We start from the raw sequence: 26,834 nt of genomic DNA, 5'->3' as shown, positions 1-26,834 counted from the left end.
TTCGTGCCGCTACCTATTTTCGTATCTGTTGAGGCATTGGTTCCGCCCTGCTGGGCGGGTCCCTTTTGGCAGTCGCCCCAAAAGGAACCAAAAGGTCTTGCCCCGCCATCCGGCCCTACGCTTCGCTCCGGGTTCGTTCGCTCCATCGTTGCACCGAGGGTCGGCTTACAAGGGCCATCCATGGCCCTTTAAGCCTTTCGCCGCATCCATGCGGCTCACCCCTCTATACAACGATTCCGCTCACCCTCCTGAAGGGGCGTTTGGCGCTGCCTGAAGGTTGGTGCGACTTCTGTAAGCAGTACATCGTTCCGGTGTGGTGGGCTGCCTTCGGCGAGACCACCCTACGAAGGCGAGCCTGCTAACACCGTTCGGACTCGCAGTGCTTAGAGGAACCATCAGGCAACTCGGAGCCCGAGTCCCCGTCAGGAGGCCGAGTGGAGGTGTTGCGCAGGGGGACGAGCCGCATGGATGCGGCGAGAGGCTTGAAGGGCCATGGATGGCCCTTGCAAGCCGGCCCCCGGAGCGGCACCGGAGGGAGGGAAGTCTGGCCGCAGGCCAGACCCGGATGTCGGGGTGGCCTTCTCTTTGGTTACTTTCTCTTGGCCAGACAAGAGAAAGTGACTCGCCGTAAGGGCGAAAAGGGACGGCTCGCTCAGTGCGGTGGTTTAGGAAATAAAGCTGTCTTTTTTTTGTTGGCGTCTGGTAAAACTATCTACAAATCATTGTAGTTGCACGTATTTCACAGGTTGGCTTTATTTAATGAACTATCCGCTCACACAAAGAACTGGTGTGTTGTCCGAGATGGCCGTGGCGCAGCTTTTTGTTTCGTGGAGTTGGAATGTAGGGCGTGATCAGGTTGACATTGGATATGATCTTTTTGTTGCTCCATCCCACGATGTTTATAAAGGCGGCAGATTTTTAGTTCAGGTTAAGGGTACCGCGAAGTCAACGAAAAAAGGAGCAATTCGAGCCTCTGTATCTAAGAGCAGGCTTCGCCAGTATGCGGAATCTATTGTTCCCGTTTTTCTGGTGCGGGTAACTTCTGATAGTGAGGTCTATTGGCTGCATGCTCAGGCATGGGCTTGCATGAATGAATCAAGGCTTTTGGGTAAGGGTTATGTTAGCGTCGATTTTGATAGAGGGCAGTGTCTTAATAATCGGGTCCAATTTGAAAAGTATTTAAAGCCGATTTTATGCTCGGTTGATCAGAGGGCGCAGATCCAGCCTCCTGAAATTCTTCACAGTTTTTCGGGGGTGGCTGCTCAAGAAAATGAGAGCTTGAATTCTGAGTCTGACTTTCCAGAAAGTCTTCTGGCGGAGCTGAGCTTTACGCCAGTTCGAGATGTGGAAAATATCAATAAACTCAAAGACGTTTTTTACTTCGGCTTGCCTGGAAAATTTGCAGTTGAGCAATTTAATATCTCTGGTCTACCAATTCCTGATGGCTATTCAGGAGGGTTTGGTCAGGGCGAGTTGACTGTGGACCCTGTAAATTTCACTGCGGGAAAAATCTGTCTCATTCCAGGGGGGAAGCGCGCGGTTACATCCGCAGAGTTGGTGATTGATGCTGAGCTATTCTCCGGGTGGAAAGGGTTTGCAGTAACGAATGAAAGAAAGCCTAGTGTTCTGGATGTTTGTATTCGTTTTTTGGTTGGTGAGAATTTTAGTTCTACGCCTAGCGCAAAAATCAGTTTTAGAACACTGCTGATGTCTCAAGGGCCAATAAGGGGTGCGGATTATTTAAGTAATCTTCATTTGTGGGCAGAACAAGCGCTTAATCGCCAAGGATTTTCTATAGAGATGGAATTCTCAGGCCAGCGAATATTTCTACCGCTTCCAAGGGAGTTTCAAGAGCCTGTGGTGGAGTTTCTGCATTTGGCGCATGTGCTGGGTAAAATTCATCTTATTGCTAGAGCTACTGATTCTGCTATTTCCGTTCCTGCTGAGTTTTCATTATCGCGCGAAGAGTTGAACAATATAAACACTGCGTTCTCGCTTTTACGCGGCGATAAACAGCAAGCCGCTAATTCGTTAACAATGAGGCTTGAGCCGCATAAGAAAATGCTTCCGGCCGAAAAGGTATCTTTATCTGGGGTTAAGACGCTGGTGTTTACGTTGTTTGAACAGGAGCTTTGCAAGATTCCTGTTCAATTTGATTTGGTCGATTTTCGAGTCGAAAGTATTCCCGGCTCTGCAGATATGCTGATCACTCCAGGGGCGCATGGGCAGGCATGGCTTTCTTTTGCTGAGGACTACTCCGAAGAGATGGAGGGGGCATGGTTTTCTACTGAATCATCCGCCTGACTGGATCACCCCGCGAAGTTGTAAAAACTCACAGCTCTCCAGTGTTTTCATAGTCAATCCAACGGCAACTCCGTAGTCCTCTTCACCTCGCTCATCGCAATATGCGAGTGCGCCTCGTGCACATGCGGGCGTTGTAGCAGGTGGTCGCGCAGGAAGCGTTCGTAGTCGGCGATGTCCTTGGCCACCACCTTGAGCAGGTAGTCCGAGCCGCCGGCCATGGTGTGGCACTCCAGCACCTGGGGGTAGCCGACCACCGCCTGCTCGAATTCTTCCAGATTGCTGCGGCCGTGGGCCGAAAGCTTGATGTCGACGAACACGGTGATGCCCAAGCCAAGCTTCTTCGGGTTGAGCAGGGCGACCTTGCGCTCGATCAGCCCTTCTTCCTGCATGCGGTGGATGCGTCGCCAGCAGGGTGATTGCGACAATTCCACCTTCTCGGCGATCTCGGCGGCGGAGAGGTCGGCGTTGTGCTGCAGCAGGCGAAGAATGCGCCGGTCGATGGGGCTCAGATTTTCCTGCATGATTTTTTCTCTTTATTGCTCATGGCGGAATAACTCATGCGCAGTATCCCGCTTGTAGCCCGAAAAAAGAAAGAAAATCCCAGAACCCCTCGGTCATAGTCTTGGTCATACGACCCGCTGCGGTGATCCCGTGGCAGGGTTAATCGGCGACCTCCAAGAAAGGTCGCGCCGCTCACACAAGAATAAAAGGAGCGCACCATGTCTCTGGCCGAAATCCGCCTGGACGACAAGTACCGTGTAGCCACAGGTAAGCTGTACCTCACCGGTACCCAGGCCCTGACCCGCCTGCCGATGCTGCAGAAGCAGCGCGATACCGCCTTTGGTCTCAACACCGCCTGCTTCATCTCCGGATACCGGGGTTCACCCCTGGGCAACCTGGACAAGAGCCTGTGGGAGGCCAAGCAGTTCCTCCAGGAAAACCACATCCACTTCCAGCCCGGCGTCAACGAAGAGCTGGGCGCTACTGCCGTGTGGGGTAGCCAGCAGGCCAATCTGTTCCCGGGCGCGCGCTACGACGGCGTGTTCGCCATGTGGTACGGCAAGGGGCCGGGCGTGGACCGCTGCGGCGATGTATTCAAGCACGGCAACTCGGCCGGTGTGGCCGAGAAGGGCGGCGTGCTGCTGCTGGCCGGCGACGACCACGGCTGCAAGTCTTCGACCATCGCGCACCAGAGCGAGCACGCCTTCATCGCCGCGTCGATTCCGGTGCTCAACCCGGCCAACGTCCAGGAAATCCTCGACTACGGCATCATCGGCTGGGAGCTGTCGCGCTACAGCGGTTGCTGGGTGGCGCTGAAGACCATCGCCGAGAACGTCGACTCCTCGGCCGTGGTCGACGTAGACCCGCTGCGCATCGAGATCAAGCTGCCGACCGACTTCCAGCTGCCGGAAGACGGCGTGCACATCCGCTGGCCGGACCCGCCTCTGGCCCAGGAAAAGCGCCTCAACCAATTCAAGATCTACGCCGCCCGGGCCTTCGCCCTGGCCAACAACCTTAACCAGATCAAGCTCGACTCGCCCAACCCGCGCCTGGGCATCATCACCACCGGCAAGTCCTACCTCGATGTGCGCCAGGCCCTCGATGATCTCGGCCTGGACGAGGAGCTATGCGCCAAGGTAGGTCTGCGCGTGCTCAAGGTCGGCATGAGCTGGCCGCTGGAGCCGGTATCCGTGCACCAGTTCGCCGAGGGCCTGGACGAGATCCTGGTGGTCGAGGAGAAGCGCAGCATCATCGAAGACCAGCTCACCGGCCAGCTGTACAACTGGCCGGTCGGCAAGCGTCCACGGGTGGTCGGCGAGTTCGACGAGGAGGGCGTTTCCCTGCTGCCGAACCTGGCCGAACTGACCCCGGCGATGATCGCGCGGGTGATTGCCAAGCGCCTGGCGCCGATCTACACCAGCGCCACCATCGACGAGCGCCTGGCCTTCCTCGCGGCGAAAGAGGCCGCGCTGGCCGCACCCAAGCACGACACCAAGCGCACCCCGCACTTCTGCTCCGGCTGCCCGCACAACAGCTCCACCCAGCTGCCGGAAGGCAGCCGCGCCCTTGGCGGTATCGGTTGCCACTACATGACCCAGTGGATGGACCGTCGTACCGACACCTTCACCCAGATGGGTGGCGAGGGCGCTACCTGGATCGGTCAGGCGCCGTTCACCGACACCCAGCACGTGTTCCAGAACCTGGGCGACGGCACCTACTTCCACTCCGGCCAACTGGCCCTGCGCGCGGCCGTGGCCTCCGGGGTGAACATCACCTACAAGATCCTCTACAACGACGCGGTGGCCATGACCGGTGGCCAGCCGATCGACGGCGAGCTGCGCATCGACCAGCTCAGCCAGCAGGTCTACGCCGAGGGCGTGAAACGCATCGCCCTGGTTTCTGACGAGCCGGACAAATATCCGACCCGCGCCACCTTTGCGCCCATCGTCACCTTCCACCATCGCCGTGAACTGGACGCCGTGCAGCGCGAGCTGCGCGAGATCAAGGGCACCTCGGTGATCCTCTACGACCAGACCTGCGCTACCGAGAAGCGTCGCCGCCGCAAGCGCGGCAAGCTGGTCGACCCGGCCAAGCGGGCCTTCATCAACCCGGCCGTGTGCGAGGGTTGCGGCGATTGCAGCGTGAAGTCCAACTGCCTCTCCGTGCTGCCGCTGGAGACCGAGCTGGGACGCAAGCGCGAGATCGACCAGAACGCCTGCAACAAGGACTTCTCCTGCGTCGAGGGCTTCTGCCCGAGCTTTGTCACCGTGCACGGTGGTGGCCTGCGCAAGCCCGAGGCACTGGGCGCCAAGGCGCTGTTCGTGGCCCTGCCGGAGCCGCGCCAGCCGGAGCTATTGCGGCCCTGGAACATCCTCCTGCCGGGTGTCGGCGGCAGCGGCGTGACCACCGTCGGCGCCCTGCTGGGCATGGCCGCGCACCTGGAAGGCAAGGGTTGCACCGTGCTCGACCAGGCCGGCCTGGCGCAGAAGTTCGGCCCGGTGATCAGCCATATCCGCATCGCTGCCAAGCAGGACGACATCTACGCCGTGCGCATCGCCGCCGGCGAGACCGACCTGCTGCTGGCCTGCGACCTGGTGGTGGCGGCCGGCGAGGAATCCCTGGCCAAGCTCAACGACAAGATCGCCAACGCCGTGGTCAACAGCCACGAGGCAGCCACCGCCGAGTTCACCCGCAACCCGGACGCCCAGGTGCCCGGCGCGGCCATGCGCGAGGCACTGGTGGAGGCTGTGGGCGAGGGCAAGACCCACTTCGTCGACGCCACCCGCCTGGCCACCGCGCTGCTCGGCGATACCATCGCCAGCAACCTGTTCATGCTCGGGTACGCGTATCAGAAGGGCCTGGTGCCGGTGTCGGCCGAGGCCATCGACAAGGCCATCGAGCTCAACGGGGTGTCCATCAAGCTCAATCAGCAGGCCTTCCTCTGGGGCCGTCGCGCGGCCCATGACCTGGCCGCCGTGGAGCAGCTGGCCAAGCCGAAGAACCCCGAGGCGCCGCGCTGCGAGAGCTTCGACGAGATAGTCGCCGACCGTATGGCCCGCCTCACCGCCTACCAGGATGCCGCCTACGCCCAGCGCTACCTCGACCTGGTGACCCGTGTGCGCCAGACCGACAGCGGTGCCGACCAGGCCCTGAGCCGCGCGGTGGCGCGCTACTACTTCAAGCTGCTGGCCTACAAGGACGAGTATGAGGTGGCGCGCTTGTACAGCGAGCCGGCCTTCCGCCAACGCCTGGATGCGCAGTTCGAGGGTGATTATCGCCTGCAGTTCCACCTGGCGCCGAGCTGGCTGGCCAAGCCCGATCCACGTACTGGTGCGCCGATCAAACGCACGTTCGGGCCGTGGATGCTCAAGGCCTTCGCCGTGCTGGCGCGCTTCAAGTTCCTGCGAGGCAGTGTGATCGACCCGTTCGGCCACAGCGCCGAGCGCAAGGTCGAGCGCGAGCTGATCGGCGAGTACGAGGAGCTGGTCGAGCTGCTGCTGAAAGAGCAGCGTCCGGACAACTACCGCACCGCAGTGGCCCTGGCCGAGCTACCGGAGCAGATCCGCGGCTACGGTCACGTCAAGGAACACGCCCTGGCCAAGGCTCGCGAGCAGGCCAAGCAGCTCAAGGCCCGTCTGCTGGTCAGCGAGATCGCCGCCGTCCAGCTGTTCGAACCGGCCGCCTAACCCCAGTCACCCCTTGCCGTCCTCTCCCTTTCCCCTGGCGGGAGAGGGCGGCCTTTTACATCCCGAGAATCGAGGAAACAGCATGCCCGTCTTCACCCATATCGACTTCGACCACCACGAACAGGTGGTCTTCGGCCACGACCCGGCCAGCGGCCTCAAGGCCATCATCGCCGTGCACGACACCACTCTCGGCCCGGCCCTCGGCGGCTGCCGCATGTGGAACTACGCCAGCGACGAGGAGGCCCTGCGCGACGTGCTGCGCCTGTCCCGCGGCATGACCTACAAGTCCGCGCTGGCGCGCCTGCCGCTGGGCGGCGGCAAGGCGGTGATCATCGGCGACCCGCGCAGCGGCAAGAGCGAGGCGCTGTTCCAGGCCATGGGCGACTTCGTCGACAAGCTCGGCGGGCGCTACATCACCGCCGCCGACTCGGGCACCGGCGTGGCCGAGATGCAGATCATGGCCCAGCGCACCCGCCACGTGGCCGGCGCCGGTCAGCGCGAGGCCTTCGATGGCGGCAGTCGCGACGGCAATCCCTCGCCATCCACCGCCTACGGGGTGTTCGTCGGCATCCGCGCGGCGGTGCGTCACCGCCTCGGCCGCGACGACCTCAAGGGCCTGCGCGTGGCCATCCAGGGCGTCGGCGAGGTCGGCTTCAGCCTGGCCCGGCACCTCAAGGACGCCGGCGCCGAGCTGTGGGTGACCGACATCTTCGAGGCCAATCAGCGTCGCGCCGTGGAGCAGCTGGGCGCCCGCGCCGTGGGCCAGCACGACATCTTCGGTCTCGACGTGGACGTGTTCGCCCCTTGCGCCCTGGGCGCCATCGTCAACCCGCAGACCCTGGAGGCGCTGCGCGCGCCGATCATCGCCGGCGCCGCCAACAACCAGTTGGCCAGCGCCGAACTTGCCGAGCAGCTGCGCCGTCGCGACTGCCTGTACGCGCCGGACTACGCGATCAACGCCGGCGGCATCATCGACGTGTGCTACGAGCGCACCGGCGGCAGCGCCGAGCAGTTGAAGACGCATATCGAGGGCATCGAGGCGACCCTGGACGAGATCTTCCAGCGCTCCAAGGCCGAGGGTGCCACTACCTCGGCCATTGCCGATCAAATGGCGCGCGAGCGCCTGGGCCGCTAAGAACCTGCTGTGGGCCTGCTGCGCGTCGGAAAAACTGCGTTGAAAGCGACTGCGGAATGCTCATTTACTATTCGTAAACTCCGCTTCCTCAGCCGCTTTCGCCTTGTTTTTCTCTAGCTCGCAGGCCCACAGCAGGTTTTGCGCCATGCACTGGCAAGCCGCCCTCAGACCCTGGGTGTATACTCGCCGCGCCCCGGCGCCCAAGGCCTGCGGGCCACGGCCAATAGCCACGACCCCTGTCGCCGGACCACGAGCCCGGCGGCATACTTCGACAGACAGGTGATCCCATGCCTTGCCTTTCCCTGCGGAGCGCTCGCTGATGTCCGAGCAGCTGCACACCGGCCCGCTCAAGCGTGGCCTGAAGAATCGCCATATCCAGCTGATCGCCCTCGGCGGCGCCATCGGCACCGGCCTGTTCCTCGGCTCGGCCGGAGTGCTGCAGAGCGCCGGGCCGTCGATGATCCTGGGCTATGCGATAGGCGGCTTCATCGCCTTCCTGATCATGCGCCAGCTCGGCGAAATGATCGTCGAGGAGCCGGTCGCCGGCTCCTTCAGCCATTTCGCCCATAGCTACTGGGGCCCGTTCGCCGGCTTCCTGTCCGGCTGGAACTACTGGGTGCTCTACGTGCTGGTGGGCATGGCCGAGCTCACGGCGGTGGGCAAGTACGTGCAGTACTGGTACCCGGACATTCCCACCTGGACCACGGCGGCGGCGTTCTTCGTGCTGATCAACCTGATCAACCTGGTCAACGTGAAGGCCTTCGGCGAGACCGAGTTCTGGTTCGCCATCATCAAGGTGGTGGCGATCATCGGCATGATCCTGCTCGGTGGCTGGCTGCTGCTCAGCGGCACCGGCGGCGAGCAGGCCAGCGTCAGCAACCTGTGGAGCCACGGCGGCTTCTTCCCCAATGGGGTGTCCGGGCTGGTGATGATGATGGCGATCATCATGTTCAGCTTCGGCGGCCTGGAGCTGGTGGGTATCACCGCCGCCGAGGCCGACCAGCCGAAGACCGTGATCCCCAAGGCGATCAACCAGGTGGTCTGGCGTATCCTGATCTTCTACATCGGCGCGCTGACCATCCTGCTGTCGTTGTACCCCTGGGACAGCCTGGTGCAGACCCTCACCGCCGGTGGCGACTCCTACGGCAGCAGCCCCTTCGTGCAGATCTTCTCGTTGATCGGCGAAGACACTGCTGCGCACATCCTCAACTTCGTGGTGCTCACCGCGGCGCTGTCGGTCTACAACAGCGGCGTGTACTGCAACAGCCGCATGCTCTACGGCCTGGCCGAGCAGGGCGATGCACCGAAGGCGCTGATGAAGGTCAACTCCCGTGGCGTGCCGGTGCTGGCCATCGGCCTGTCGGCCCTGGTGACCCTGCTCTGCGTGCTGGTCAACTACCTGGCGCCCAAGAGCGCGCTGGAGCTGCTGATGTCGCTGGTGGTGGCGTCCCTGGTGATCAACTGGGCGATGATCAGCCTGGCCCACCTGAAGTTCCGCAAGGCCATGGTCGCCAAGGGCGTGCAGCCAAGCTTCAAGGCCTTCTGGTTCCCCTTCGCCAACTACCTGTGCCTGGCCTTCGTGCTGTTCATCCTCGGCGTGATGCTGATGATCCCCGGCATCAAGGTCTCGGTGTACGCCATCCCGTTCTGGCTGCTGTTCCTCTGGGCCTGCTACCGCATCAAGCTGGCGGCCGGTTCGGCGCCCGTCGCCACTCAGGGTTGATCCTGGTGGCATGAAAAAGCCCGGCTTCGGCCGGGCTTTTTCTTGGTGGGCGTCTTCGCTCTGCGCACATAGGCTGCACTTGTAGGAGCGAGCTCTGCTCGCGAACCAAGCAGCATAGAAACTTTGCGAGCAGAGCTCGCTCCTACAGTAGCGTGGTTGTCAGGGCCCGCTGTTCAGGTCTGGAACTGCAGTACCGAGTTCTGCATGCTGCGCGCCACGCTGTCCAGGCGCTGGGCGGCGGCGGCCAGTTCGCCCACCGTCTGGCTGTTCTGCTGCGACATACGGGCGATCTGCTCGACGCGCTGGGCTACCTCGCTGGACGCCTTGCTCTGCTCGCCGATGGTGTGGGAGATCTCCTCGACCACCGAGGCCGCGCGCTGGGCGCCGCCGCGAATCTCGCTGATCGACTCGCCGGCCTGGCGCGCCAGGTTGACCCCGTCGTTCACCCGCGTCACCCCGGCCTGCATGCTGTTCACCGCCTGGGCCGTGCTGTTGCGGATGCGCTCGATCATGCCGGTGATCTCCTGGGTCGACTGCGCCGTGCGCGCGGCCAGGTTGCGCACCTCGTCGGCCACCACGGCGAAGCCGCGCCCGGCCTCGCCGGCCCGCGCCGCTTCGATGGCGGCGTTCAGCGCCAGGAGGTTGGTCTGTTCGGCAATGCTGTTGATCACCTGGATGATCGAGTGGATCTCCTCGGATGACTGGCCCAGGGCGGTGATGGTGTTGGACGACTCGTTGACCGCCTCGGAGATGCGGCTCATGCCGTCCACCACGCCGAGAATCACCTGGCCGCCGCTACTGGCCAACTGCTCGGACTGGGACGAGATGTCCTGGGCGTTGCGTGCGTGGTCAGCGATCTGCGCGATGTTCTGGATCATCTGCTCCATGGCCGCGGCCATGCTGGTGGCGTTTTCCGACTCCTCGCGCGAGCTGTGCACGATGCTCTGCGAGGCGCCGCTCAGGTGCTGCGCGGTGCTCTGCAGTTGCTCGCTCTCGCGGCGGATGGTCTCGATCATCTTCCGCAGGTAGTTCTGCATGTCGGCCAGGGACTGCTGCAGCTGGCCGGCCTCGTCGTCGCTCTCGATCTGGATGCTGCTGCGCAGATTGCCCTGGGCGATGGCGCGGGCCACGGCGATGGTCTTGCCCAGCGGGCGCAGCACGATCTTCATCAGATGACTGGTGAGCAGGCCGAGCAGCAGGCACACCAGCAGGATGCCGGCGATCAGCAGCCACGCCGCTGTTTCGGTGGCCGCGCTGCTATCGGTACGCACCTGGCTGGCGTGCTGCTCGATCAGCTCGCTGAGCGCCTCGTTCTTCTCCTCCAGTTCGCCAAAGCTCTGCTCGAAGGCCGGCATCTCGGCGCGCGCCGCCTGCGGGTCCTGCAGGGCCAGGCCGACAATGCGTTCGGCCTGGGCGATATAGGCATTGAGCGCCGGCTGCGACTGGCCGATGGCGTGGCGGATCTCCTCGCTCAGGGGCAGCTCGGCGTTGGCCGCCATGGTGCGCTGGAACCACTGGCTGTGTTCGCGCAGGTCGGCGCGTACCTGGTCGGCGGCGGCCGTGTCGCCGGGCGGGGCGTAGAAGGCGGCGAGCACGTCGGCGCGCAGGGCGTCGTGCATCATGTCGCCTTCCAGGTGGTTGCGCAGGGCGCTGACGCTCAGCTCGCTGCTGGCGATCACCTCGGCCAGGCGCATCTGCCCCCAGTAACCGACGCCGCCGAGCAGGGCGGCGGCGACCACGCTGATGGCGCCGCAGGCGATCATTTTCTGGCGGATGTTCATGCTGCTGTCTCCCACTGCCGGCTTTCCGTCAAGCCTAGTCCAGGGACAGCGGCCGACGTGCTCAGGGTTTTCCTTGCAGAGCGCTGGCCCAGCTCAGTAGTTCCACTGGCTCGGCCTGGTCCCAGATTCTGCGCCAGAGCACCAGCAGGCGCTCGGGCTCGCCACGGTTGAACGGCAGACGATCCACCACCGGCAGAGGTCGCCAGCGGCCGCCCCGGTGCTCGGCGAAGATGAAGCGGAACGGGTGGTAGCCGGTCATGCCCAGGCGCAGGTCGGTGACGATCAGCTCGTTGCCGATCCGGTCGTAGCGCAGCACGCCGTGGGTGAACCACTGCAGGCGCTGGTGCTGCGGCGAACTCTCCAGCAGCTCAGCCAGCTGCGCGCCGCGCGGGATGCGTTCGAGCCGGGGCGGGCGGTCGTCGAACCAGCTCACCAGCGCCTCGTGGTAGTCACTGCCGTCGACCACGGTGACCCGCCACAGCAGGCTGTTGAATGGCGTCGGCGTGCTGAACAGGGTGTCGGCCTGGATGCCGCGCTCGGCCAGTACGTCCTGCACCCGCTGCTCGGCCATCCACTTGCCGGCCAGGGTGCTGGCCAGATAAACGCTGGACAGGCCCAGGGCGGTGATTGCCAGCCACTGTGGCTTGTCACGCAGGCCACGCACCAGGCCGACGATCACCGCCACCAGCAGCGGCACGGTATACAGCGGATCGATGATGAACACCGAGGACCAGGCCACCGGCGGTGTCTGCAACGGCCAGAACAGCTGGGTGCCATAGCTGGTGAAGGCGTCCAGCAGCGGATGGGTGATCAGCGCCAGCCAGATGGCGAGGAACAGCCGGCGCGTCGAATAGGCCGGGTTGGGCCTGAGCCAGCGGGCGAGGGCGGTGAACAGCACGGCGAGGATGCTCAGCACCAGCAGCGAGTGGCTGAAACCGCGGTGGTAGGTCATGTCGGCCACGGCATCGCCGTAGTCGATGATCACGTCGAGGTCGGGCAGGGTGCCGAGCATGGCGCCGTAGAGCAGGGCGCGGCGGCCCTGCCAGCGGCCGAGCAAGGCACCCTGGATGCTGGCGCCGAGTACCGCCTGGGTGATCGAGTCCATGAGCCTTCTCGCAAGGAAAACCAGGCGGCTAACTTAGCGCCGGGCGCGGCGAGAGGCAGCCGGGAAATTCCGACGAAAGATTTCAACTGCAGGCGGGGTTACAGTGTCGGTATTGCAAAGCCCCCAGGAGTCCTGCCCATGCATCCGCGCGTCCTCGAAGTCACCGAGCGCCTGATCGAGCGCAGCCGCGCTACCCGCCGGCGCTACCTGGCGATGATCGCCGCGGCCGCCGACCAGGGCCCGCAGCGCGGCAAGCTGCAGTGCGCCAACTTTGCCCACGGCGTGGCCGGCTGCAGCGGCGCGGACAAGCAGACCCTGCGCCTGCCGGATGCGGCCAACGTGGCCATCGTCACCGCCTACAACGACATGCTCTCGGCGCATCAGCCCTATGAGGATTACCCTCAGCGGATCAAGGCGGCGCTGCACGAAGTCGGCTCGGTCGGCCAGGTGGCCGGAGGCGTGCCGGCCATGTGCGATGGCGTGACCCAGGGCGAGCCGGGCATGGAGATCGGCATCGCCAGCCGCGAGACCATCGCCATGTCCACCGCCGTGGCGCTGTCGCACAACATGTTCGATGCCGCCCTGTGCCTGGGCGTATGCGACAAGATCGTCCCCGGCCTGCTGATCGGCGCGCTGCGCTTCGGCCATCTGCCGACCATCTTCGTGCCGGCCGGGCCGATGCCCTCGGGCCTGTCCAACAAGGAGAAGGCCGAGGTGCGCGAGCGCTACGCCGAGGGCAAGGCGACCCGCGACGAGCTGCTCGCCTCGGAAATGGCCGCCTACCACAGTCCCGGCACCTGCACCTTCTACGGCACCGCCAACACCAACCAGATGCTGATGGAGATCATGGGCCTGCACCTGCCCGGCGCCTCCTTCGTCAACCCAAACACGCCGCTGCGCGATGCCCTGACCCGCGAGGCGGCGCAGCAGGTGGTGCGCCTGACCCGCCAGGGCGGGCAGTTCCTGCCGCTCGGCGAGATCATCGACGAGCGTGCGCTGATCAACTCGGTGGTGGCGCTGCACGCCACCGGCGGCTCGACCAACCACACCCTGCACCTGCCGGCCATCGCTCAGGCGGCCGGCATCCAGCTGACCTGGCAGGACATGGCCGAGCTGTCCGAGGTGGTGCCGACCCTGGCCCACGTTTATCCCAACGGCAAGGCCGACATCAATCACTTCCACGCCGCCGGCGGCACCGCCGTGCTGATCCGCGAGCTGCTCGACGCCGGCCTGCTGCACGAGGATGTCGCCACCGTGGCCGGTCGCGGTCTGCGGCGCTACACCCAGGAGCCGTTCCTCGACGGCGAGCGCCTGGTCTGGCGCGAAGGTGCCGCGGTCAGCCTGGACACCAGCATCCTCCGCCCGGTGGCGCAGCCGTTCTCCGCCGAGGGCGGCCTCAGTCTGCTGCAGGGCAACCTGGGGCGCGGGGTGATGAAACTCTCCGCAGTGGCGCCGGAACGCCATGTGATCGAGGCGCCGGCGCGGGTGTTCCATGACCAGCAGCAACTGGCCGACGCCTTCCAGGCCGGCCAGCTGGATTGCGACGTCGTCGCCGTGGTGCGCTTCCAGGGCCCGCGCTGCAACGGCATGCCCGAGCTGCACAAGCTCACGCCGTTCCTCGGCGTGCTGCAGGATCGCGGGTACAAGGTGGCGCTGGTCACCGACGGGCGCATGTCCGGCGCTTCCGGCAAGGTGCCGGCGGCCATCCATATCTGCCCCGAGGCCTTCGACGGTGGCCCGCTGGCCAAGGTGCGCGACGGCGACCGCATCCGCATCGACGGCCGCAGCGGCGAACTGCAGGTGCTGGTCGATGCAGCCGAATGGGAAGCCCGCGAGCTGGCCGCGCCGCCACCGGCGGAAATCGGCTGCGGCCGCGAGCTATTCGCCTTCATGCGCGCCGCCTTCAGCCCGGCGGAGCAGGGTGCCAGCGCCTTCACCGCCAGCCTGAGCGCCTTGCGATGAGCCTGGCCTCGCTGCGGATGCCGCTCGGCGTGCCGGGCTACCAGTACGAGACGCCGGCGCAGATGGCCGAGGCTCTGGCGCTACAGGTGGCCGAGGCGTTGCGTGGAGCGGTGAGTGAGCGGGGCCGGGCGCTGCTGGTGGTCTCCGGCGGGCGCAGCCCGGTGCCTTTCTTCGAATGCCTGGCGCGCCAGGAGCTGCCCTGGGGCAAGGTCCAGGTGAGCCTGGCCGACGAGCGCTGGGTGCCGCCTAGCCATGCCGACAGCAACGAGGCGCTGGTGCGGCGCCACCTGCTGCAGGGGCCAGCGTCCCAGGCGACCATGCTTGGCCTGTACCACCCGGCGGAGAATCTGGACGAGGCCGCGCGTCTGGCCGAGCAGTCCGTGGCCGGGCTGCCACCTATCGATGTGCTGGTGCTGGGCATGGGCGACGACGGCCACACGGCCTCGCTGTTTCCCGCCAGCGCCAATCTGCCTGCGGCGCTTGACCCGGCTTGCCCGCAACGGGTGCTGGCGATGCAGGCGCCGGGCGCGCCACACCAGCGCCTCAGCCTGACCCTGCCAGCGTTGACTGGCGCACATCTGCAGCTGTTGACCATCCAGGGATCGACCAAGCTGGCTACGCTTGAGCTCGCCCTGCAGCCTGGTTCGGCGGAGGCGCTGCCGATCCGGGCGCTACTGCGCCCGCCGCTGCAGGTGCACTGGAGTCCGTAGCCCGGATTACAGCCGAACTACCGGCCTCTGAAAAAATTTTCAGCGGGCTGTCGAATTGCCGAAATGCCGCTCGACTAGAGGACAGAACCCGCCGTGAGGGTTCGCGATCCAGCTAGGGGCGCCATGCCGGCGTTACCCACCAAGACGAGGAGAAGGACGATGCGTTTCATGGTGATAGTCAAGGCCACTGCCGATTCGGAAGCCGGTGTGATGCCCAGCGAGGAACTGCTGGCGGCCATGGGCAAGTACAACGAGGAACTGGTGGCGGCCGGCGTGATGAAGGCCGGCGAGGGCCTGCACCCGAGCAGCAAGGGCGCGCGCGTGCGCTTCTCGGGGGCCAACCGCAGTGTGATCGACGGTCCGTTCGCCGAGACCAAGGAGCTGATCGCCGGCTTCTGGCTGTGGGAGGTGGCTTCGCTGCATGAGTGCATCGAGTGGGTCAAGCGCTGCCCCAACCCGATGCCGGGCGACAGCGAGATCGAGATCCGCCAGATATTCTCGGCCGAGGACTTCGGCGAGGAATTCACCCCGGAGCTGCGCGAGCAGGAAGAACGCCTGCGCGCCCGGATGGCCGCCGAATAAGGAGATCCAGATGAACATTCACGCCTACCTGATTTTCGACGGCCAGTGCGCCGATGCCTTCCGCTTCTACGCCGAGGTACTGGGCGGCGAGCTGCTGATCATGCCCTTCGAGGGCAGCCCGGCCTGCGCCGATGTGGCCCCGGAACACCTGGGCCGCACCATGCACGCCAGCCTCAATCGCGACGGCCAGTTGCTGATGGGTTCGGACACCATGCCGGGCGACCCCTATGACGGCATCAAGGGCTGCCACATCTCGATCCAGGCCGACGACATGGCGCATGCCGAGCGCCTGTACCGCGAACTGTCGGCCCAGGGCTCGGTGCAGATGGAGCTGCAGAAGACCTTCTGGGCCGAGGGCTTCGCCATGCTCACCGACCGCTTCGGCGTGCCATGGATGATCAACTTCTCCGGTGATTGTCAGGTGCCGGCCTGAGGCGCCACGAGGGGCTGATCGACCTGGGCTGATGTATCAGGCGCTGCGCTGCATCTTGCGCCGGTAGTCCAGCGGGATCAGCCCGGTGTGGCGGCGGAACACCTGGCGGAAGAAGGCCGCGTCGCTGTAGCCGACGCGGTCGGCGATGCGCTCCACCGGCTCGCGGGAGCTGTGCAGCTCCTGCTTGGCCATCTCCACCCGTACCCGCTGCAAGTATTGCGGCGCGGTTTCCCCCACGGCCGCCTGGAAGCGCCGCTTGAACTGGCGCTCGCTCAAGTGGGCGAGCTCGGCCAGCTTGGCGTTGCCCAGGGCCTGGGCATAGTGCGCCTCGATATGTTCTTGCACCTTGCGGATCGCCGCGTCCTGATGCTGCTTGTGCAGGTCGAAGCGCTTGTATGGCAGCTGCGACGGGCGCTCGCCCTGCAGCACCAGGGCGCGGGCAGTCTGCTCGGCGCGTTCGAAGTCGCAGAAGTGCTCGATCAGGCGCAGGCACAGGTCCTGGTAGGCATGGAAACCGCCGGAACAGAACAGCCGCTCGCTGTGGGTCACAAGTAGCTCCGGTTGCAGCACCACCTGGGGGAAGCGGCGACGGAACAGCTCGACGAAGCCCCAGTGGGTGGTGGCCTCGCGGCCATCGAGCAGACCGGCTTCGGCCAGGGCGAAGGCGCCGGTACAGATGCTCGCCAGTACCGCGCCGCGCTGATACTGCTGGCGCAGAGCGGCGGACAGCGCACTGTTGTCGGCGGCTGAGGGCGCCACATGCGCGGCGGAGAGCAGCACCAGTTGCCAGTCGCCGTCGCTCAGCGCGCCTTCAACCGTAATCGGCGGGCCGTTGAGGCTGCGCACCGGCGCACCGTCCAGTGAGACCAGGTGTACCTCGAAGGTCGGCTCCGGGTTGCGCCGACACAGGGCGTTCCACAGCTGGCCGGCCTGGCTGAGGATGTCCAGCGGGCCGAACACGGTGCTGGCCAGGGTGTTGTCCAGGCACAGGATGGCGGTGCGTACCGCGGATGTCCCGTTTGCCCCGCTTGTATGTCCCATTTGTCCCTCACGCCTGCTTGCCGCTGCGCCTAGCATGATCTCATCAACCATGAGGAGCGCCGCGATGACTGCCTTCGATTTCCAGGTGACCTGGGCCGACCTGGACTCCAATGCCCACTTGAAGAATTCCCGCTACCTGGACTACGCCGCCCAGGCGCGCTTCCTGTTCCTGGCCGAGGCCGGCTTCACCCCCCAAGGCCTTCGCCGAGGCACGCATGGGCCCGGTGGTGTTCGAGGATCGCGTCGAGTATCGCAAGGAGCTGCGCCTGCTGCAGCACTTCAGCGTGGGCATGAAGGTCAGCGCGCTGACCGAGGACGGCGCCAAGTTCACCATGGTCAACGAGGTGCTCAATCCCAAGGGCGAGCTGTGCGCGCGGGTGGTCACCAGCGCCGCCTGGTTCAGCCTGGAAACGCGCAAGGTCACCGCGCCGCCGCCCGGGCTCAAGGCGGCTATGGAAGCCGCCGAGCGCACCGAGGATTTCCGCTGGCTGTAAGCATGCGCCGGGGCGCCGGGTTATCCTGAGCGCCCCTAAGCCGTTTTGGCCCCATCCATGCTGGTGATATCCAACAGCGTCCACTTGCCTGACGACGAAGTCGAGCTAACCGCCATCCGCGCCCAGGGTGCCGGCGGGCAGAACGTCAACAAGGTCTCCAGCGCCGTGCACCTGCGCTTCGATAGCCAGGCCTCGTCCCTGCCGCCGTTCTACAAGGAACGCCTGCTGGAGCTGCGCGACAGCCGCATCACCGAAGGCGGCGTGGTGATCATCAAGGCCCAGCAGTACCGCACCCAGGAACAGAACCGTGCCGACGCCCTGGAGCGCCTGGCCGAGCTGATCCGCAGTGCCGGCAAGACCGAGAAGGCGCGCCGCCCGACCAAGCCGACCCTGGGCTCGAAGAAGCGTCGCCTGGAAGGCAAGAGCAAGCGCGGGGCGATCAAGGCTGGCCGCGGCAAGGTGGACTACTGAGGCAAACCGGCATAGTTTCTGCGCTATTGCCCTCGGAAATGCCGCCATGCTCGATCCCATCCAGCCCCAGCCGGACGACCACGCCGTCTACAAGACCCTGCTCGAGTCGACCAAGGCCATCCCCTGGAAGATCGACTGGAAGAGCATGACCTTCGCCTACATCGGCCCGCAGATCGAGGCGCTGCTGGGTTGGACCCAGCAGAGCTGGATCAGCGCCAACGACTGGGCCGAGCGCATCCACGAGGAAGACCGCGAGCGGGTGGTCAACTTCTGCATCGCCCAGTCCCAGTGCGGGATAGATCACGAGGCCGACTACCGGGCGCTGACCAAGGACGGCGACTACGTGTGGATTCGCGATGTGGTGCATGTGATGCGTGACGCCAACGGCGAGACCGAGGCGCTGGTTGGCTTCATGTTCGACATCAGCGAGCGCAAGAAGACCGAGGAGCAGCTGCTGGCCCTGCAGAAGCAGCTGGAGGAGTACTCCTACAAGGATGGCCTGACCGGCATCAACAACCGGCGCATGTTCGACTCGATCCTCGACATCGAATGGGGCAACGCCCAGCGCACGCGCCGGCCTCTATCGCTGATCCTGCTGGATATCGACTTCTTCAAGCAGTTCAACGACCACTACGGGCATATCCGTGGCGACGACTGCCTCAAGCGCATCGGCCAGGCCCTGCAGGGCGCCGCGGCGCGGCCGCGCGACTGCGTGGCGCGCTTCGGCGGCGAGGAGTTCGTACTGGTGCTGCCGGAGACTGATGGCGAATCGGCGAAGAAGATCGCCGAGCGCTGCCGCAAGCTGGTCCGCAAGGAGCAGATCGCCCACGAGCAGTCCAACGTGGCGCAGCTGGTCACGGTCAGCCTGGGCGTCGGCACCATCATTCCCGAGCCCCACGACACGCCGCTGGCCTTTATCGAGGCGGTGGACCGTCTGCTTTACCAGGCCAAGCAGCAGGGCCGTGATCGCCTGCTGCACGGGCATTGTGGGAGTGGCGAGACGGGCGCCTGCCAGGCCTGAGACTCGGTTGCTTCCAGGCAGCGCTCTGCGTAGCCCGGATGCAATCCGGGAGGGCAGGCGGCTCTGCCCCGTATTACATCCGGACTACCGGCTAGCGAGCAGGCAGCTTGGTGCGGTGTGGGGTGGTCTCGGAGCGAAGCGACAGCCCACCAGCAGAGCTCACCAATAGCTCCACGCCCGTAAGCGCGCGCCGGATACGCTGGTGTTAAGCCCGCACCCAGCGCTGCCGCGTCCAGCCACTCAATGCATCCACCGCGAACACCAGCACCAGCATGGCCAGGATCACCGTGCTGGCCTGCGCCTCCTGGAACAGGCTGAGGCTGACGTAGAGCATCTGCCCCAGGCCGCCGGCGCCGACGAAGCCGAGCACGCTGGCCATGCGAATGTTGTTTTCCCAACGGTACAGTGTGTAGGCCAGCAGCTGCGGCCACAGGTTGGGCAGGGTGCCGTAGCAGAAGGCGGCGACTTGGCCGCCGCCCTGCAGGCGGATCGCCTCGGCCGGTGCCGTGGGCGTGTTCTCCAGCGCCTCGGCGAACAATCGGCCCAGCACGCCCGCCGTATGCAGGGCCAGGGCCAAAGTACCGGCGTTGGGGCCGAGGCCGGCGGCCAGCACCATCAGCGCCGCCCACACCAGTTCCGGAATCGCCCGCAGGCCGTTGAGCAGCAGGCGCACCAGGCCCTGGGCGACACCGCCGAAGCGGCCGGCCGCCGGCAACGCCAGAACCAGGCCGAGCAGGGCGGCGAGCAGCGTGCCGAGGGCCGACATGGCCAGGGTCTCCAGCGCGCCACGGCCAATGGCCAGCAGATGCCCGCCGCTAAGGTCCGGCTGCAGGAAGCGCGCGGCGTAATCGGCCATGTGCCGCAGGTTGTCCGTTTGCCCCAGTGCGGCAAGCTCCAGGCCCAGATAGGCGAAAGAGGCCGCGACAGCGGCGAGGATCGCCAACAGCAGGGCGAGGTTGACCAGCCGGTTCATGCCAGCCTCCCGCGCAGCACGCGGCTCAGCGCGTCGGCCAGCAGCACCAGCAGGAGGAAGGTCAGTAGCATGCTGGCCACCTCGCCGCCGGCGAACATGCGCAGCGACAGATCGATCTGCTGGCCCAGGCCGCCGGCGCCGACGAAGCCCATCACCACCGAGGCGCGGATCGCGCATTCCCAGCGGTACACGGTGTAGGAGGTCAGTTCGGCGGCGGCATTCGGCAGCAGGCCGTACACGAAGGCGGCGAACCGGCCGCTGCCGCCCTGCAGCAGGGCGTGCATCGGGCGCTGGTCGACCGACTCGAGGATTTCCGCGTAGACCTTACCGAGCATGCCGGCGTAGGTGATGGCGATGGCCAGCACCCCGGCGGTGGGGCCGAGGCCGACGGCGCGGACGAACAGCAGCGCCCAGACGATCTCCGGCACGCTGCGCAGGAAGATGAGCAGGCCGCGTACCGGCCAGCGCAGAGCCTGGCCCAGCGGACTCGGCCGCCCACCCCGCGAGGCCGCCGACAGCGACAGCGCGCGGCTGGCGGCCAGACCGGCGGGAATCGCCACCAGCAGCGCCAGGGCCATGCCAGCGGTGGCGATCGCCAGGGTCTGCAGGGTGGCGTCGAGCAGCAGCTGGAGGAAGTCCGGGGTGTGCACCGGCGGCCAGAAGGCGGCGACGAAGCGGCCCATCTCGCTCTGGCTGTCGGCCTGCAGCAGCACGCCCGGTTTGAGCTCGGCGAGCTGGATGCCCGGCCACAGTAATGCCACGGCCAGCACCGTCAGCAGCAGGCGGGGCAGGGCAGCGGGGTCGCGGCTGTCCGCACTCAGCATCGCGGAATCTGCAGGGTCAGGGCCACCGCCGGTGCCTGCGGCGAGACCAGTTGCTCGTTGGCGTAGAGAGCATCGAGCAGCTCCTGGGTGACTTCGCCTGCCGGGCGGTCGAAGGCGATGCGACCCTCGCGTACGCCGATGATGCGTGGGAAGTGCGCCAGCGCCAGGTCCACCGCGTGCAGGCTGGCGACCAGGGTCACGCCGCGCGCCTCGGCATGCCGGCACAGCACGCTGAGGGTGTGGTCGGCGAGCACCGGGTCCATGGCCGACACCGGCTCGTCGGCCAGCAGCAGCTCGGGGTCCTGGTACAGCGCGCGGGCGATGCCGACGCGCTGCAGCTGGCCGCCGGACAGCTGCTGGCACTGGGCGAACAGCTTGTCGGTCAGGTCCAGGCGGGCGAGGACGTCCCTGGCGCCAGGAATGTCGACCGGATGCAGCAGGTTGAGCAGGCTCCTGCCCAGGCCCCACTGGCCGAGCTTGCCGGCCAGCACGGCGGTGACCACCCGCTGCCGCGGTGGCAGCGGCGGCGCCTGGTGGATCAGGCCGATGCGTGCGCGCAGGCGTTGGCGGGCGCTGGCGGAGAGTTGCCAGGGATTGCTCCCCAGCACCTCCACGCTGCCGCCGCCGGGTTGCAGGGCGCTGGCCAGCAGGGTCAGCAGACTGGACTTGCCGGCGCCGGACGGGCCGATGATGGCGACTCGCTCGCCGGCCGCGATGGCCAGGTCCACGTCGCGCAGGGCGTGGACCCCATTGCCGTGCTGCAGGTCAGCGCCGGTGAGGCGCAGGCTCATTTCAGCAGATCGGCGGCGCGGGCGGCGTCCTCGATGCCCTTGTAGTTCTCCGGCTTGGTCTCGATGAAGCGGCTGGCGGCCTGCAGATCGAGGATCGCCTTGTGCTCCGGGTTGGCCGGGTCGAGGGCGAGGAAGGCCTGCTTGATCTTCTCGGCCAGGGCCGGGTCGAGGGTGCCACGTACGGTCCAGTTGTAGTCGTAGTAGGCCGGGGTGGTGGCGAAGACTTTCACCTTATTGGTGTCGACCTTGCCGGCGGCGACCAGCTTGTCCCACACGCTGGCGTTGAGCACGCCGCCGTCGACCTTGCCGGCCTGCACCCAGGCGGCGGTGGCGTCATGCGCGCCGGAGAAGCCGATGCGGCTGAAGTAGGTTTCCGGCTTGATGCCGTCTTTCAGCATGAAGTAGCGCGGCATCAGACTGCCGGAGGTGGAGGAGATGGAGCCGAAGGCGAAGGTCTTGCCCTTGAGGTCGGCCAGCGACTTCACGTCCGGGTTGGCGGTGATGAACTTGCTGGTGAACTGCGCATCCTGCTCGCGCTGCACCAGCGGGATGGCGTTGCCGGTCTTCAGGCGCACCTGGACGAAGGTGAAGCCGCCGAGCCAGGCCAGGTCCAGACGGTCGGTGGCCAGGGCCTCGACCACCGCCGGGTAGTCGGCGACCGGAACGAACTCGACCTTCATGCTCAATTGCTGCTCCAGGTACTCGCCCAGTGGCTTGAACTTGCGCAGCAGCTCGGTGGGGGCCTCGTCGGGGATGGCGCTGACCTTCAGCACGTCGGCGGCGTGACTCAGGGTGGCGGAAAGGGACAGGGCAAAGCCGGCGGCGAGCGCCAGAGTACGCTTGAGCATAAGGATTCTCCGGTTCAATAGCGGAAAAGGCTTGTTGGGACAGCTGCGCGACAGAATGGCTGCGTTGCGCGGTGCTCGCAATCTTCATGGGCTCGAGCCCACTCCGGTTGCTGCGCTCCTGGCGCCTTGCCCTTCAGCCGCTCGCAAGTCCCCCGAGGGTTCGTTGAAAGCTGCGCGATTATAGAGAGCGATTGGCGGCTGGTCAGCTTTGCTAGAATCCGCGGCCTGTTTTCCGATTTGCCGAGAGCGTTGTCGATGAGCGAGCCGATCCGTTTGACCCAGTACAGCCACGGTGCAGGCTGCGGCTGCAAGATATCCCCCAAGGTGCTGGAAGTGATCCTCGCCGGCAGTGGCGCGCAGAACCTCGATCCGAAACTCTGGGTCGGCAATGCTTCCAAGGACGATGCAGCGGTCTATGCGCTGGATGAGGAGCGCGGCGTGGTGTCTACCACCGACTTCTTCATGCCCATCGTCGATGATCCATTCGACTTCGGCCGCATCGCCGCGACCAACGCCATCAGCGACATCTACGCCATGGGCGGTGACCCGCTGATGGCCATCGCCATCCTCGGCTGGCCGGTGAACCTGCTACCGGCCGAAGTGGCCCGCGAAGTGATCTGCGGCGGTCGCGCCGTGTGCGACGCCGCCGGCATTCCGCTGGCCGGCGGCCACTCGATCGATGCGCCGGAGCCGATCTTCGGCCTGGCCGTGACCGGCGTGGTCGAGAAGAAGCATATGAAGCGCAACGACACCGCCAGCGCCGGCTGCCGGCTGTACCTGACCAAGCCGCTGGGCATCGGCATCCTCACCACCGCCGAGAAGAAGGCCAAGCTGCGCGAGCAGGACGTGGGCCTGGCGCGTGACTGGATGTGCACCCTGAACAAGCCTGGCAGCCGCTTCGGCAAGCTGGCCGGCGTGCGCGCCATGACCGACGTCACCGGCTTCGGCCTGCTCGGCCACCTGGTGGAGATGGCCGACGGCGCCAATCTCACAGCACAGTTGGACTACGCCGCCGTGCCGCGCCTGCCGGGCGTGGATTACTACCTGGCCGAGGGCTGCGTGCCTGGCGGCACCCTGCGCAACTTCGACAGCTACGGCGAGAAGATCGCGCCGATTTCCGAGGCGCAGCAGCACCTGCTGTGCGATCCGCAGACCAGTGGCGGCCTGCTGGTGGCCGTGGCGCCGGAGGGTGAGGCCGAGTTCCTCGCCGTGGCCGCCGAGCTGGGCCTGCAGCTGACGCCCATCGGCCAGCTGGTCGAGCGACAGCGTCACGCGGTAGAGGTGCTGTGATGCGCGACAACACCACCGACTACCGCCAACTGTTCCTCGACGACGTGCCGATGATGGATATGCGCGCCCCGGTGGAATACACCAAGGGCGCCTTCCCGCACACCGTCAGCCTGCCGTTGATGACCGATATCGAGCGGCAGAAGGTCGGCACCTGCTACAAGCAGCACGGCCAGCAGGCGGCCATCGAACTGGGCCACCAGTTGGTCTCGGGCAAGATCAAGGCCGAGCGGGTCGAGGCCTGGGCCGCGTTCGCCAAGGCCAACCCGAACGGCTACCTGTACTGCTTCCGCGGCGGCCTGCGCTCGCAGATCGTCCAGCAGTGGCTTGCGGAGGCCGGCGTCGAATACCCCCGGGTGATCGGTGGCTACAAGGCCATGCGTACCTTCCTGATCGAGACGCTGGACAGCGCCGTGGCCGAGTGCGACTTCGTCATCGTCGGCGGCATGACCGGTACCGGCAAGACCGAGGTGGTGGCCGCCCTGGACAACAGCATTGACCTGGAAGGCCACGCCAATCACCGCGGCTCCAGCTTCGGCAAGCGCGCTACCGGCCAGCCGTCGCAGATCGACTTCGAGAACCGGCTGGCCGTGGACCTGCTCAAGCGCCGCGCGCGCGGCCAGCAGCAATTCGTGCTGGAGGACGAGAGCCGCCTGATCGGCACCTGCTCGCTGCCGCTGTCCTTGCATCAGGGCATGCAGCACTACCCCATGGTTTGGCTGGAGGACAGCGTCGAGGGGCGTGTCGAGCGCATCCTCAAGGACTACGTGATCGGTCTCTCCGCCGAGTTCCTTGCCGTGCACGGCGAAGAGCAGGGTTTCGCCCTGTTCGCCGCGCGCATGCTGCAGAGCATGGACAATATCCAGAAGCGCCTGGGCGGCGAGCGCCATGCGCGGCTGCGCGACCTCCTGCAGCAGGCGCTGGACGAGCAGGCGCGCAACGGCGCGGTGGAGTTGCACCGCGGCTGGATCGAGGGCCTGCTGAACGAGTACTACGACCCAATGTACGTCTATCAGCGCGAGAGCAAGTCCGCGCGCATCGAATTCGCCGGCGAACAGTCGGCCGTACTGGACTATCTGCGCCAGCGCGCACAACGGAGCAAGACATGAAACTTAAAGACCATCCGGACGCCCTGGACTGCACCCTGTATCGCCCGGACGAGAACGATCCGGATGCCGAGGAACTGGAGCTGGGCGACGGCCATGTGCTGTTCGAGGGCGCCTTCGCGGCCCCGGCCGAGTGGGACGCCGCCGAGCGCGAGGACTATTTCGATGGCAGCGATCCGGCACTGTTCTTCACCGCGCAGATCGAGAGTCCGGCCAAGGCCGACAGCAACGACTGGTTCGTTGCCGAGCCCGGCGACTACGTGGCGGTCGTGCGCGGCATGAAGGTGGAGATGTATTACGTCTACGACCAGGCCGACCGCAGCTATGTGCTGATTCGCGACGACCAGCTGGACTGATCGCGATCGGCAAGAAAAACGCCGCCCTCGGGCGGCGTTTTCGTTCAGCTCATAGCCCGGATGCAATCCGGGGAAGCACGAGCCAAGCAACCCCGGATTGCATCCGGGCTAGGAAAGCGGCTTAGCCGCAGACTCGCGCGATGGCCTCTGCCAGGTAGTCCAGGCGCCGTTCGCTCATGCCCGCCACGTTGGCGCGGCCGCTGCTGACCAGGTACACGCTGAACTCCTGGCGCAGACGCTGCACCTGGGAGGCCGTAAGGCCGGTGTAGGAGAACATGCCGCGCTGCATGGCGATGTGGGCGAAGTGTTCGGCCAGGCCGTGCGGCGCCAGTGCGGTCACCAGACCGCTGCGCAGATTGGCGATGCGCAGGCGCATGGCTTCCACTTCCTCGGCCCACAGCCGGCGCAGCTCCTGATCGGCAAGGATGGTGGCGACCACCGCAGCACCATGGGCCGGTGGGGTGGACCACAGGTTGCGGGCGAGGAAGGCCAGCTGGCTGCGGATGTCGATCAGCTTCTCGACGTTGTCCGCGCGCACGATCAGCGCACCGGTACGCTCGCGATACAGGCCGAAGTTCTTCGAGCAGGAACTGGTGATCAGCAGTTCCGGCAGCTCGGCGGCGAACAGGCGCACGGCCCAGGCGTCCTGCTCCAGGCCGTCGCCGAAGCCTTGGTAGGCGAAGTCGATCAGCGGGAGCAGTTCGCGGGCCTTGACCACTTCCAGCACGCGTTTCCAGTCGCGCGGGCCGAGGTCGAAGCCGGTGGGGTTGTGGCAGCAGGCGTGCAGCAGCACCACATCGCCGGCCGGCACTCGTTGCAGGGCGTCGAGCATGGCTTCCACGTCCAGGCGATTGTCGGCGCCGACGTAGGGGTAATGCTCCACCCGCAGGCCGCAGGTGGCGAAGATGCTTTCGTGGATCGGCCAGGTCGGCGCGCTCAGCCAGACGCCACGGCCCGGCAGGTTGGCGGCGATGAAGTCGCCGGCCAGGCGCAGGGCACCGGTGCCGCCCGGAGTCTGGGTGGCGCCGGCCAGGCCAGCGCTCAGCAGTGCGTTGTCCGCGCCCAGCACCAGACGCAGCAGCTGCTCGCCGAAGGCCGCGTCGCCGTGGCCGCCGATGTAGCTCTTGGTCGGTTCGTGTTCCACCAGCTGCCGCTCGGCCAGCTTCACCGCGTAGGGGATCGGGGTGATGCCGAGGGCGTCCTTGTACACGCCCACGCCCAGGTCCAGCTTGGCCGGGTTGCTGTCGACGCGATAGGCGTCGAGCAGGCCGAGGATGGGATCGCCCGGTACCCGGTCGATGGCGGCGAAGTGGCTCACTTGCGGCCCTCGGCGCTGGCGGCCAACACGTCGGTGCGGGCGGCCATGATGAAGTCGTTGCGGTGCAGGCCTTTCATCTCGTGGCTCCACCAGGTGACGGTGACCTTGCCCCATTCGGTGAGCAGGGCCGGGTGATGGCCGACTTCCTCGGCGATGGCGCCCACCGCGTTGGTGAAGGCGAGGGCGTGGCGGAAGTTCTTGAACAGGTAGACGCGCTCCAGCTCCATGTGGCCGTCGCGGGTTTCGATGTTCCAGTCCGGGATCTCGCGGATCAGCGTGGCCAGCTCCTCGTCGGAGACGTGGGGCGCGTCGGCGCGGCAGGCTTCGCATTGGGCTTGGGCGAGGGACATTCTGGGCTCCTGGAGCAAAGGGTGTTTTAACG

24 protein-coding genes and 2 pseudogenes are annotated in these 26,834 nt (G+C 65.7%); 15 read left to right on the top strand and 11 right to left on the bottom strand.

The features are described 5' to 3' along the window. Positions 1-759 precede the first annotated feature (759 nt). The gene (locus IB232_RS04845) at positions 760-2,304 is read left to right on the top strand and encodes a DUF4365 domain-containing protein (protein ID WP_192397420.1); all 1,545 of its coding nucleotides are present in this window, start codon (positions 760-762) and stop codon (positions 2,302-2,304) included. A gap of 53 nt (positions 2,305-2,357) precedes the next feature. On the opposite strand, the gene IB232_RS04840 is transcribed toward IB232_RS04845, so the two are convergent. Then, positions 2,358-2,825 (bottom strand): Lrp/AsnC family transcriptional regulator, encoded by a 468-nt coding sequence (locus tag IB232_RS04840; RefSeq protein WP_192397419.1) that lies wholly within the window; start codon positions 2,823-2,825, stop codon positions 2,358-2,360. Positions 2,826-3,023: 198 nt separating this feature from the next. Between IB232_RS04840 and IB232_RS04835 the strand changes: the two genes are divergently transcribed. From IB232_RS04835 to IB232_RS04825, 3 genes are all read left to right on the top strand, one after another. Further along, the gene (locus tag IB232_RS04835; protein WP_192397418.1) at positions 3,024-6,491 is read left to right on the top strand and encodes an indolepyruvate ferredoxin oxidoreductase family protein; all 3,468 of its coding nucleotides are present in this window, start codon (positions 3,024-3,026) and stop codon (positions 6,489-6,491) included. An 82-nt stretch (positions 6,492-6,573) separates the two neighbouring features. After that, entirely contained in the window at positions 6,574-7,626 is a 1,053-nt protein-coding gene (locus IB232_RS04830) for a Glu/Leu/Phe/Val family dehydrogenase (protein ID WP_192397417.1), read from the top strand. 319 nt (positions 7,627-7,945) lie between these two features. After that, positions 7,946-9,349, top strand: coding sequence for an amino acid permease (locus IB232_RS04825; protein WP_412547709.1), 1,404 nt, complete (start codon positions 7,946-7,948; stop codon positions 9,347-9,349). 173 nt (positions 9,350-9,522) lie between these two features. Here the strand turns inward: IB232_RS04825 and IB232_RS23885 are convergent, their stop codons facing one another. The 3 genes and pseudogenes from IB232_RS23885 to IB232_RS04815 all read right to left on the bottom strand — a co-directional run bounded on the left by IB232_RS23885 (position 9,523) and on the right by IB232_RS04815 (position 12,235). Next, the gene (locus IB232_RS23885; RefSeq protein ID WP_412547713.1) at positions 9,523-10,236 is read right to left on the bottom strand and encodes a methyl-accepting chemotaxis protein; all 714 of its coding nucleotides are present in this window, start codon (positions 10,234-10,236) and stop codon (positions 9,523-9,525) included. Positions 10,237-10,380: 144 nt separating this feature from the next. Then, positions 10,381-11,130, bottom strand: a pseudogene (locus tag IB232_RS23880) (HAMP domain-containing protein); the annotation flags it as partial. Between the two features lie 61 nt (positions 11,131-11,191). Continuing rightward, positions 11,192-12,235: a metal-dependent hydrolase gene (locus IB232_RS04815; RefSeq protein WP_192397415.1), complete on the bottom strand. Its 1,044-nt coding sequence runs from the start codon at positions 12,233-12,235 to the stop codon at positions 11,192-11,194. Between the two features lie 138 nt (positions 12,236-12,373). Here IB232_RS04815 and edd point away from each other — a divergent pair, with 138 nt between their 5' ends. From edd to IB232_RS04795, 4 genes are all read left to right on the top strand, one after another. After that, positions 12,374-14,197 carry a phosphogluconate dehydratase gene (gene edd, locus IB232_RS04810; RefSeq protein ID WP_192397414.1) on the top strand — a complete coding sequence of 608 codons (1,824 nt, stop codon included), beginning with the start codon at positions 12,374-12,376 and terminating at the stop codon, positions 14,195-14,197. Continuing rightward, a complete protein-coding gene (gene pgl, locus IB232_RS04805; RefSeq protein ID WP_192397413.1) occupies positions 14,194-14,907 on the top strand; it encodes a 6-phosphogluconolactonase in 714 nt (237 codons plus the stop codon). Before edd ends, pgl begins: the two co-directional genes overlap by 4 nt. Positions 14,908-15,066: 159 nt before the next feature. Next, entirely contained in the window at positions 15,067-15,489 is a 423-nt protein-coding gene (locus IB232_RS04800; protein ID WP_192397412.1) for a YciI family protein, read from the top strand. A 10-nt stretch (positions 15,490-15,499) separates the two neighbouring features. After that, entirely contained in the window at positions 15,500-15,922 is a 423-nt protein-coding gene (locus tag IB232_RS04795) for a VOC family protein (protein ID WP_192397411.1), read from the top strand. Positions 15,923-15,958: 36 nt separating this feature from the next. Here IB232_RS04795 and IB232_RS04790 read toward each other — a convergent pair whose 3' ends face one another. Then, on the bottom strand, positions 15,959-16,963 hold the full coding sequence (locus IB232_RS04790) for a GlxA family transcriptional regulator (protein WP_192397410.1): 1,005 nt from the start codon (positions 16,961-16,963) through the stop codon (positions 15,959-15,961). On the opposite strand from IB232_RS04790, the pseudogene IB232_RS23875 reads away from it, so the two are divergent. The 4 genes and pseudogenes from IB232_RS23875 to IB232_RS04775 form a co-directional block, all read left to right on the top strand. Next, positions 16,863-17,150: pseudogene (locus IB232_RS23875) on the top strand (thioesterase family protein); the annotation flags it as partial. The gene IB232_RS04790 and the pseudogene IB232_RS23875 overlap by 101 nt on opposite strands. Then, positions 17,089-17,457, top strand: coding sequence for a thioesterase family protein (locus IB232_RS04785; RefSeq protein WP_318652243.1), 369 nt, complete (start codon positions 17,089-17,091; stop codon positions 17,455-17,457). The pseudogene IB232_RS23875 and the gene IB232_RS04785, both read left to right, overlap by 62 nt. Before the next feature lie 57 nt (positions 17,458-17,514). After that, positions 17,515-17,928, top strand: a complete 414-nt coding sequence (gene arfB, locus IB232_RS04780) for an alternative ribosome rescue aminoacyl-tRNA hydrolase ArfB (RefSeq protein WP_192397408.1) — start codon at positions 17,515-17,517, stop codon at positions 17,926-17,928. Between the two features lie 46 nt (positions 17,929-17,974). After that, on the top strand, positions 17,975-18,949 hold the full coding sequence (locus IB232_RS04775) for a diguanylate cyclase (protein ID WP_192397407.1): 975 nt from the start codon (positions 17,975-17,977) through the stop codon (positions 18,947-18,949). 205 nt (positions 18,950-19,154) lie between these two features. Here the strand turns inward: IB232_RS04775 and phnE are convergent, their stop codons facing one another. From phnE to IB232_RS04755, 4 genes are read right to left on the bottom strand one after another with little or no spacing between them, the layout of a single operon-like run. Continuing rightward, positions 19,155-19,922, bottom strand: a complete 768-nt coding sequence (gene phnE / locus IB232_RS04770) for a phosphonate ABC transporter, permease protein PhnE (protein WP_192397406.1) — start codon at positions 19,920-19,922, stop codon at positions 19,155-19,157. Beyond that, complete coding sequence (locus IB232_RS04765) at positions 19,919-20,746, bottom strand: PhnE/PtxC family ABC transporter permease (protein WP_192397405.1); 828 nt, start codon at positions 20,744-20,746, stop codon at positions 19,919-19,921. The genes phnE and IB232_RS04765 overlap by 4 nt, the downstream gene beginning before the upstream one ends. Continuing rightward, positions 20,740-21,537 (bottom strand): phosphonate ABC transporter ATP-binding protein, encoded by a 798-nt coding sequence (locus tag IB232_RS04760; protein WP_192397404.1) that lies wholly within the window; start codon positions 21,535-21,537, stop codon positions 20,740-20,742. Before IB232_RS04760 ends, IB232_RS04765 begins: the two co-directional genes overlap by 7 nt. Further along, on the bottom strand, positions 21,534-22,385 hold the full coding sequence (locus IB232_RS04755) for a putative selenate ABC transporter substrate-binding protein (RefSeq protein ID WP_192397403.1): 852 nt from the start codon (positions 22,383-22,385) through the stop codon (positions 21,534-21,536). The genes IB232_RS04760 and IB232_RS04755 overlap by 4 nt, the downstream gene beginning before the upstream one ends. Positions 22,386-22,640: 255 nt before the next feature. Here IB232_RS04755 and selD point away from each other — a divergent pair, with 255 nt between their 5' ends. From selD to IB232_RS04740, 3 genes are read left to right on the top strand one after another with little or no spacing between them, the layout of a single operon-like run. After that, entirely contained in the window at positions 22,641-23,675 is a 1,035-nt protein-coding gene (gene selD / locus IB232_RS04750; protein WP_192397402.1) for a selenide, water dikinase SelD, read from the top strand. Further along, complete coding sequence (mnmH, locus tag IB232_RS04745; RefSeq protein ID WP_192397401.1) at positions 23,675-24,781, top strand: tRNA 2-selenouridine(34) synthase MnmH; 1,107 nt, start codon at positions 23,675-23,677, stop codon at positions 24,779-24,781. Before selD ends, mnmH begins: the two co-directional genes overlap by 1 nt. Continuing rightward, positions 24,778-25,134 (top strand): hypothetical protein, encoded by a 357-nt coding sequence (locus tag IB232_RS04740; protein ID WP_192397400.1) that lies wholly within the window; start codon positions 24,778-24,780, stop codon positions 25,132-25,134. The genes mnmH and IB232_RS04740 overlap by 4 nt, the downstream gene beginning before the upstream one ends. Before the next feature lie 121 nt (positions 25,135-25,255). On the opposite strand, the gene IB232_RS04735 is transcribed toward IB232_RS04740, so the two are convergent. Both IB232_RS04735 and IB232_RS04730 read right to left on the bottom strand, forming a co-directional pair. Continuing rightward, positions 25,256-26,452, bottom strand: coding sequence for an amino acid aminotransferase (locus IB232_RS04735; RefSeq protein ID WP_192397399.1), 1,197 nt, complete (start codon positions 26,450-26,452; stop codon positions 25,256-25,258). Beyond that, positions 26,449-26,802 carry a 4a-hydroxytetrahydrobiopterin dehydratase gene (locus tag IB232_RS04730; RefSeq protein ID WP_192397398.1) on the bottom strand — a complete coding sequence of 118 codons (354 nt, stop codon included), beginning with the start codon at positions 26,800-26,802 and terminating at the stop codon, positions 26,449-26,451. Before IB232_RS04730 ends, IB232_RS04735 begins: the two co-directional genes overlap by 4 nt. Between the last annotated feature and the right edge of the window lie 32 nt (positions 26,803-26,834).

It is taken from the genome of Pseudomonas sp. PDM15, from assembly GCF_014851565.1.
Classification (GTDB): Bacteria; Pseudomonadota; Gammaproteobacteria; order Pseudomonadales; family Pseudomonadaceae; genus Aquipseudomonas.
This window is presented reverse-complemented; position numbering and strand designations above follow the sequence as displayed.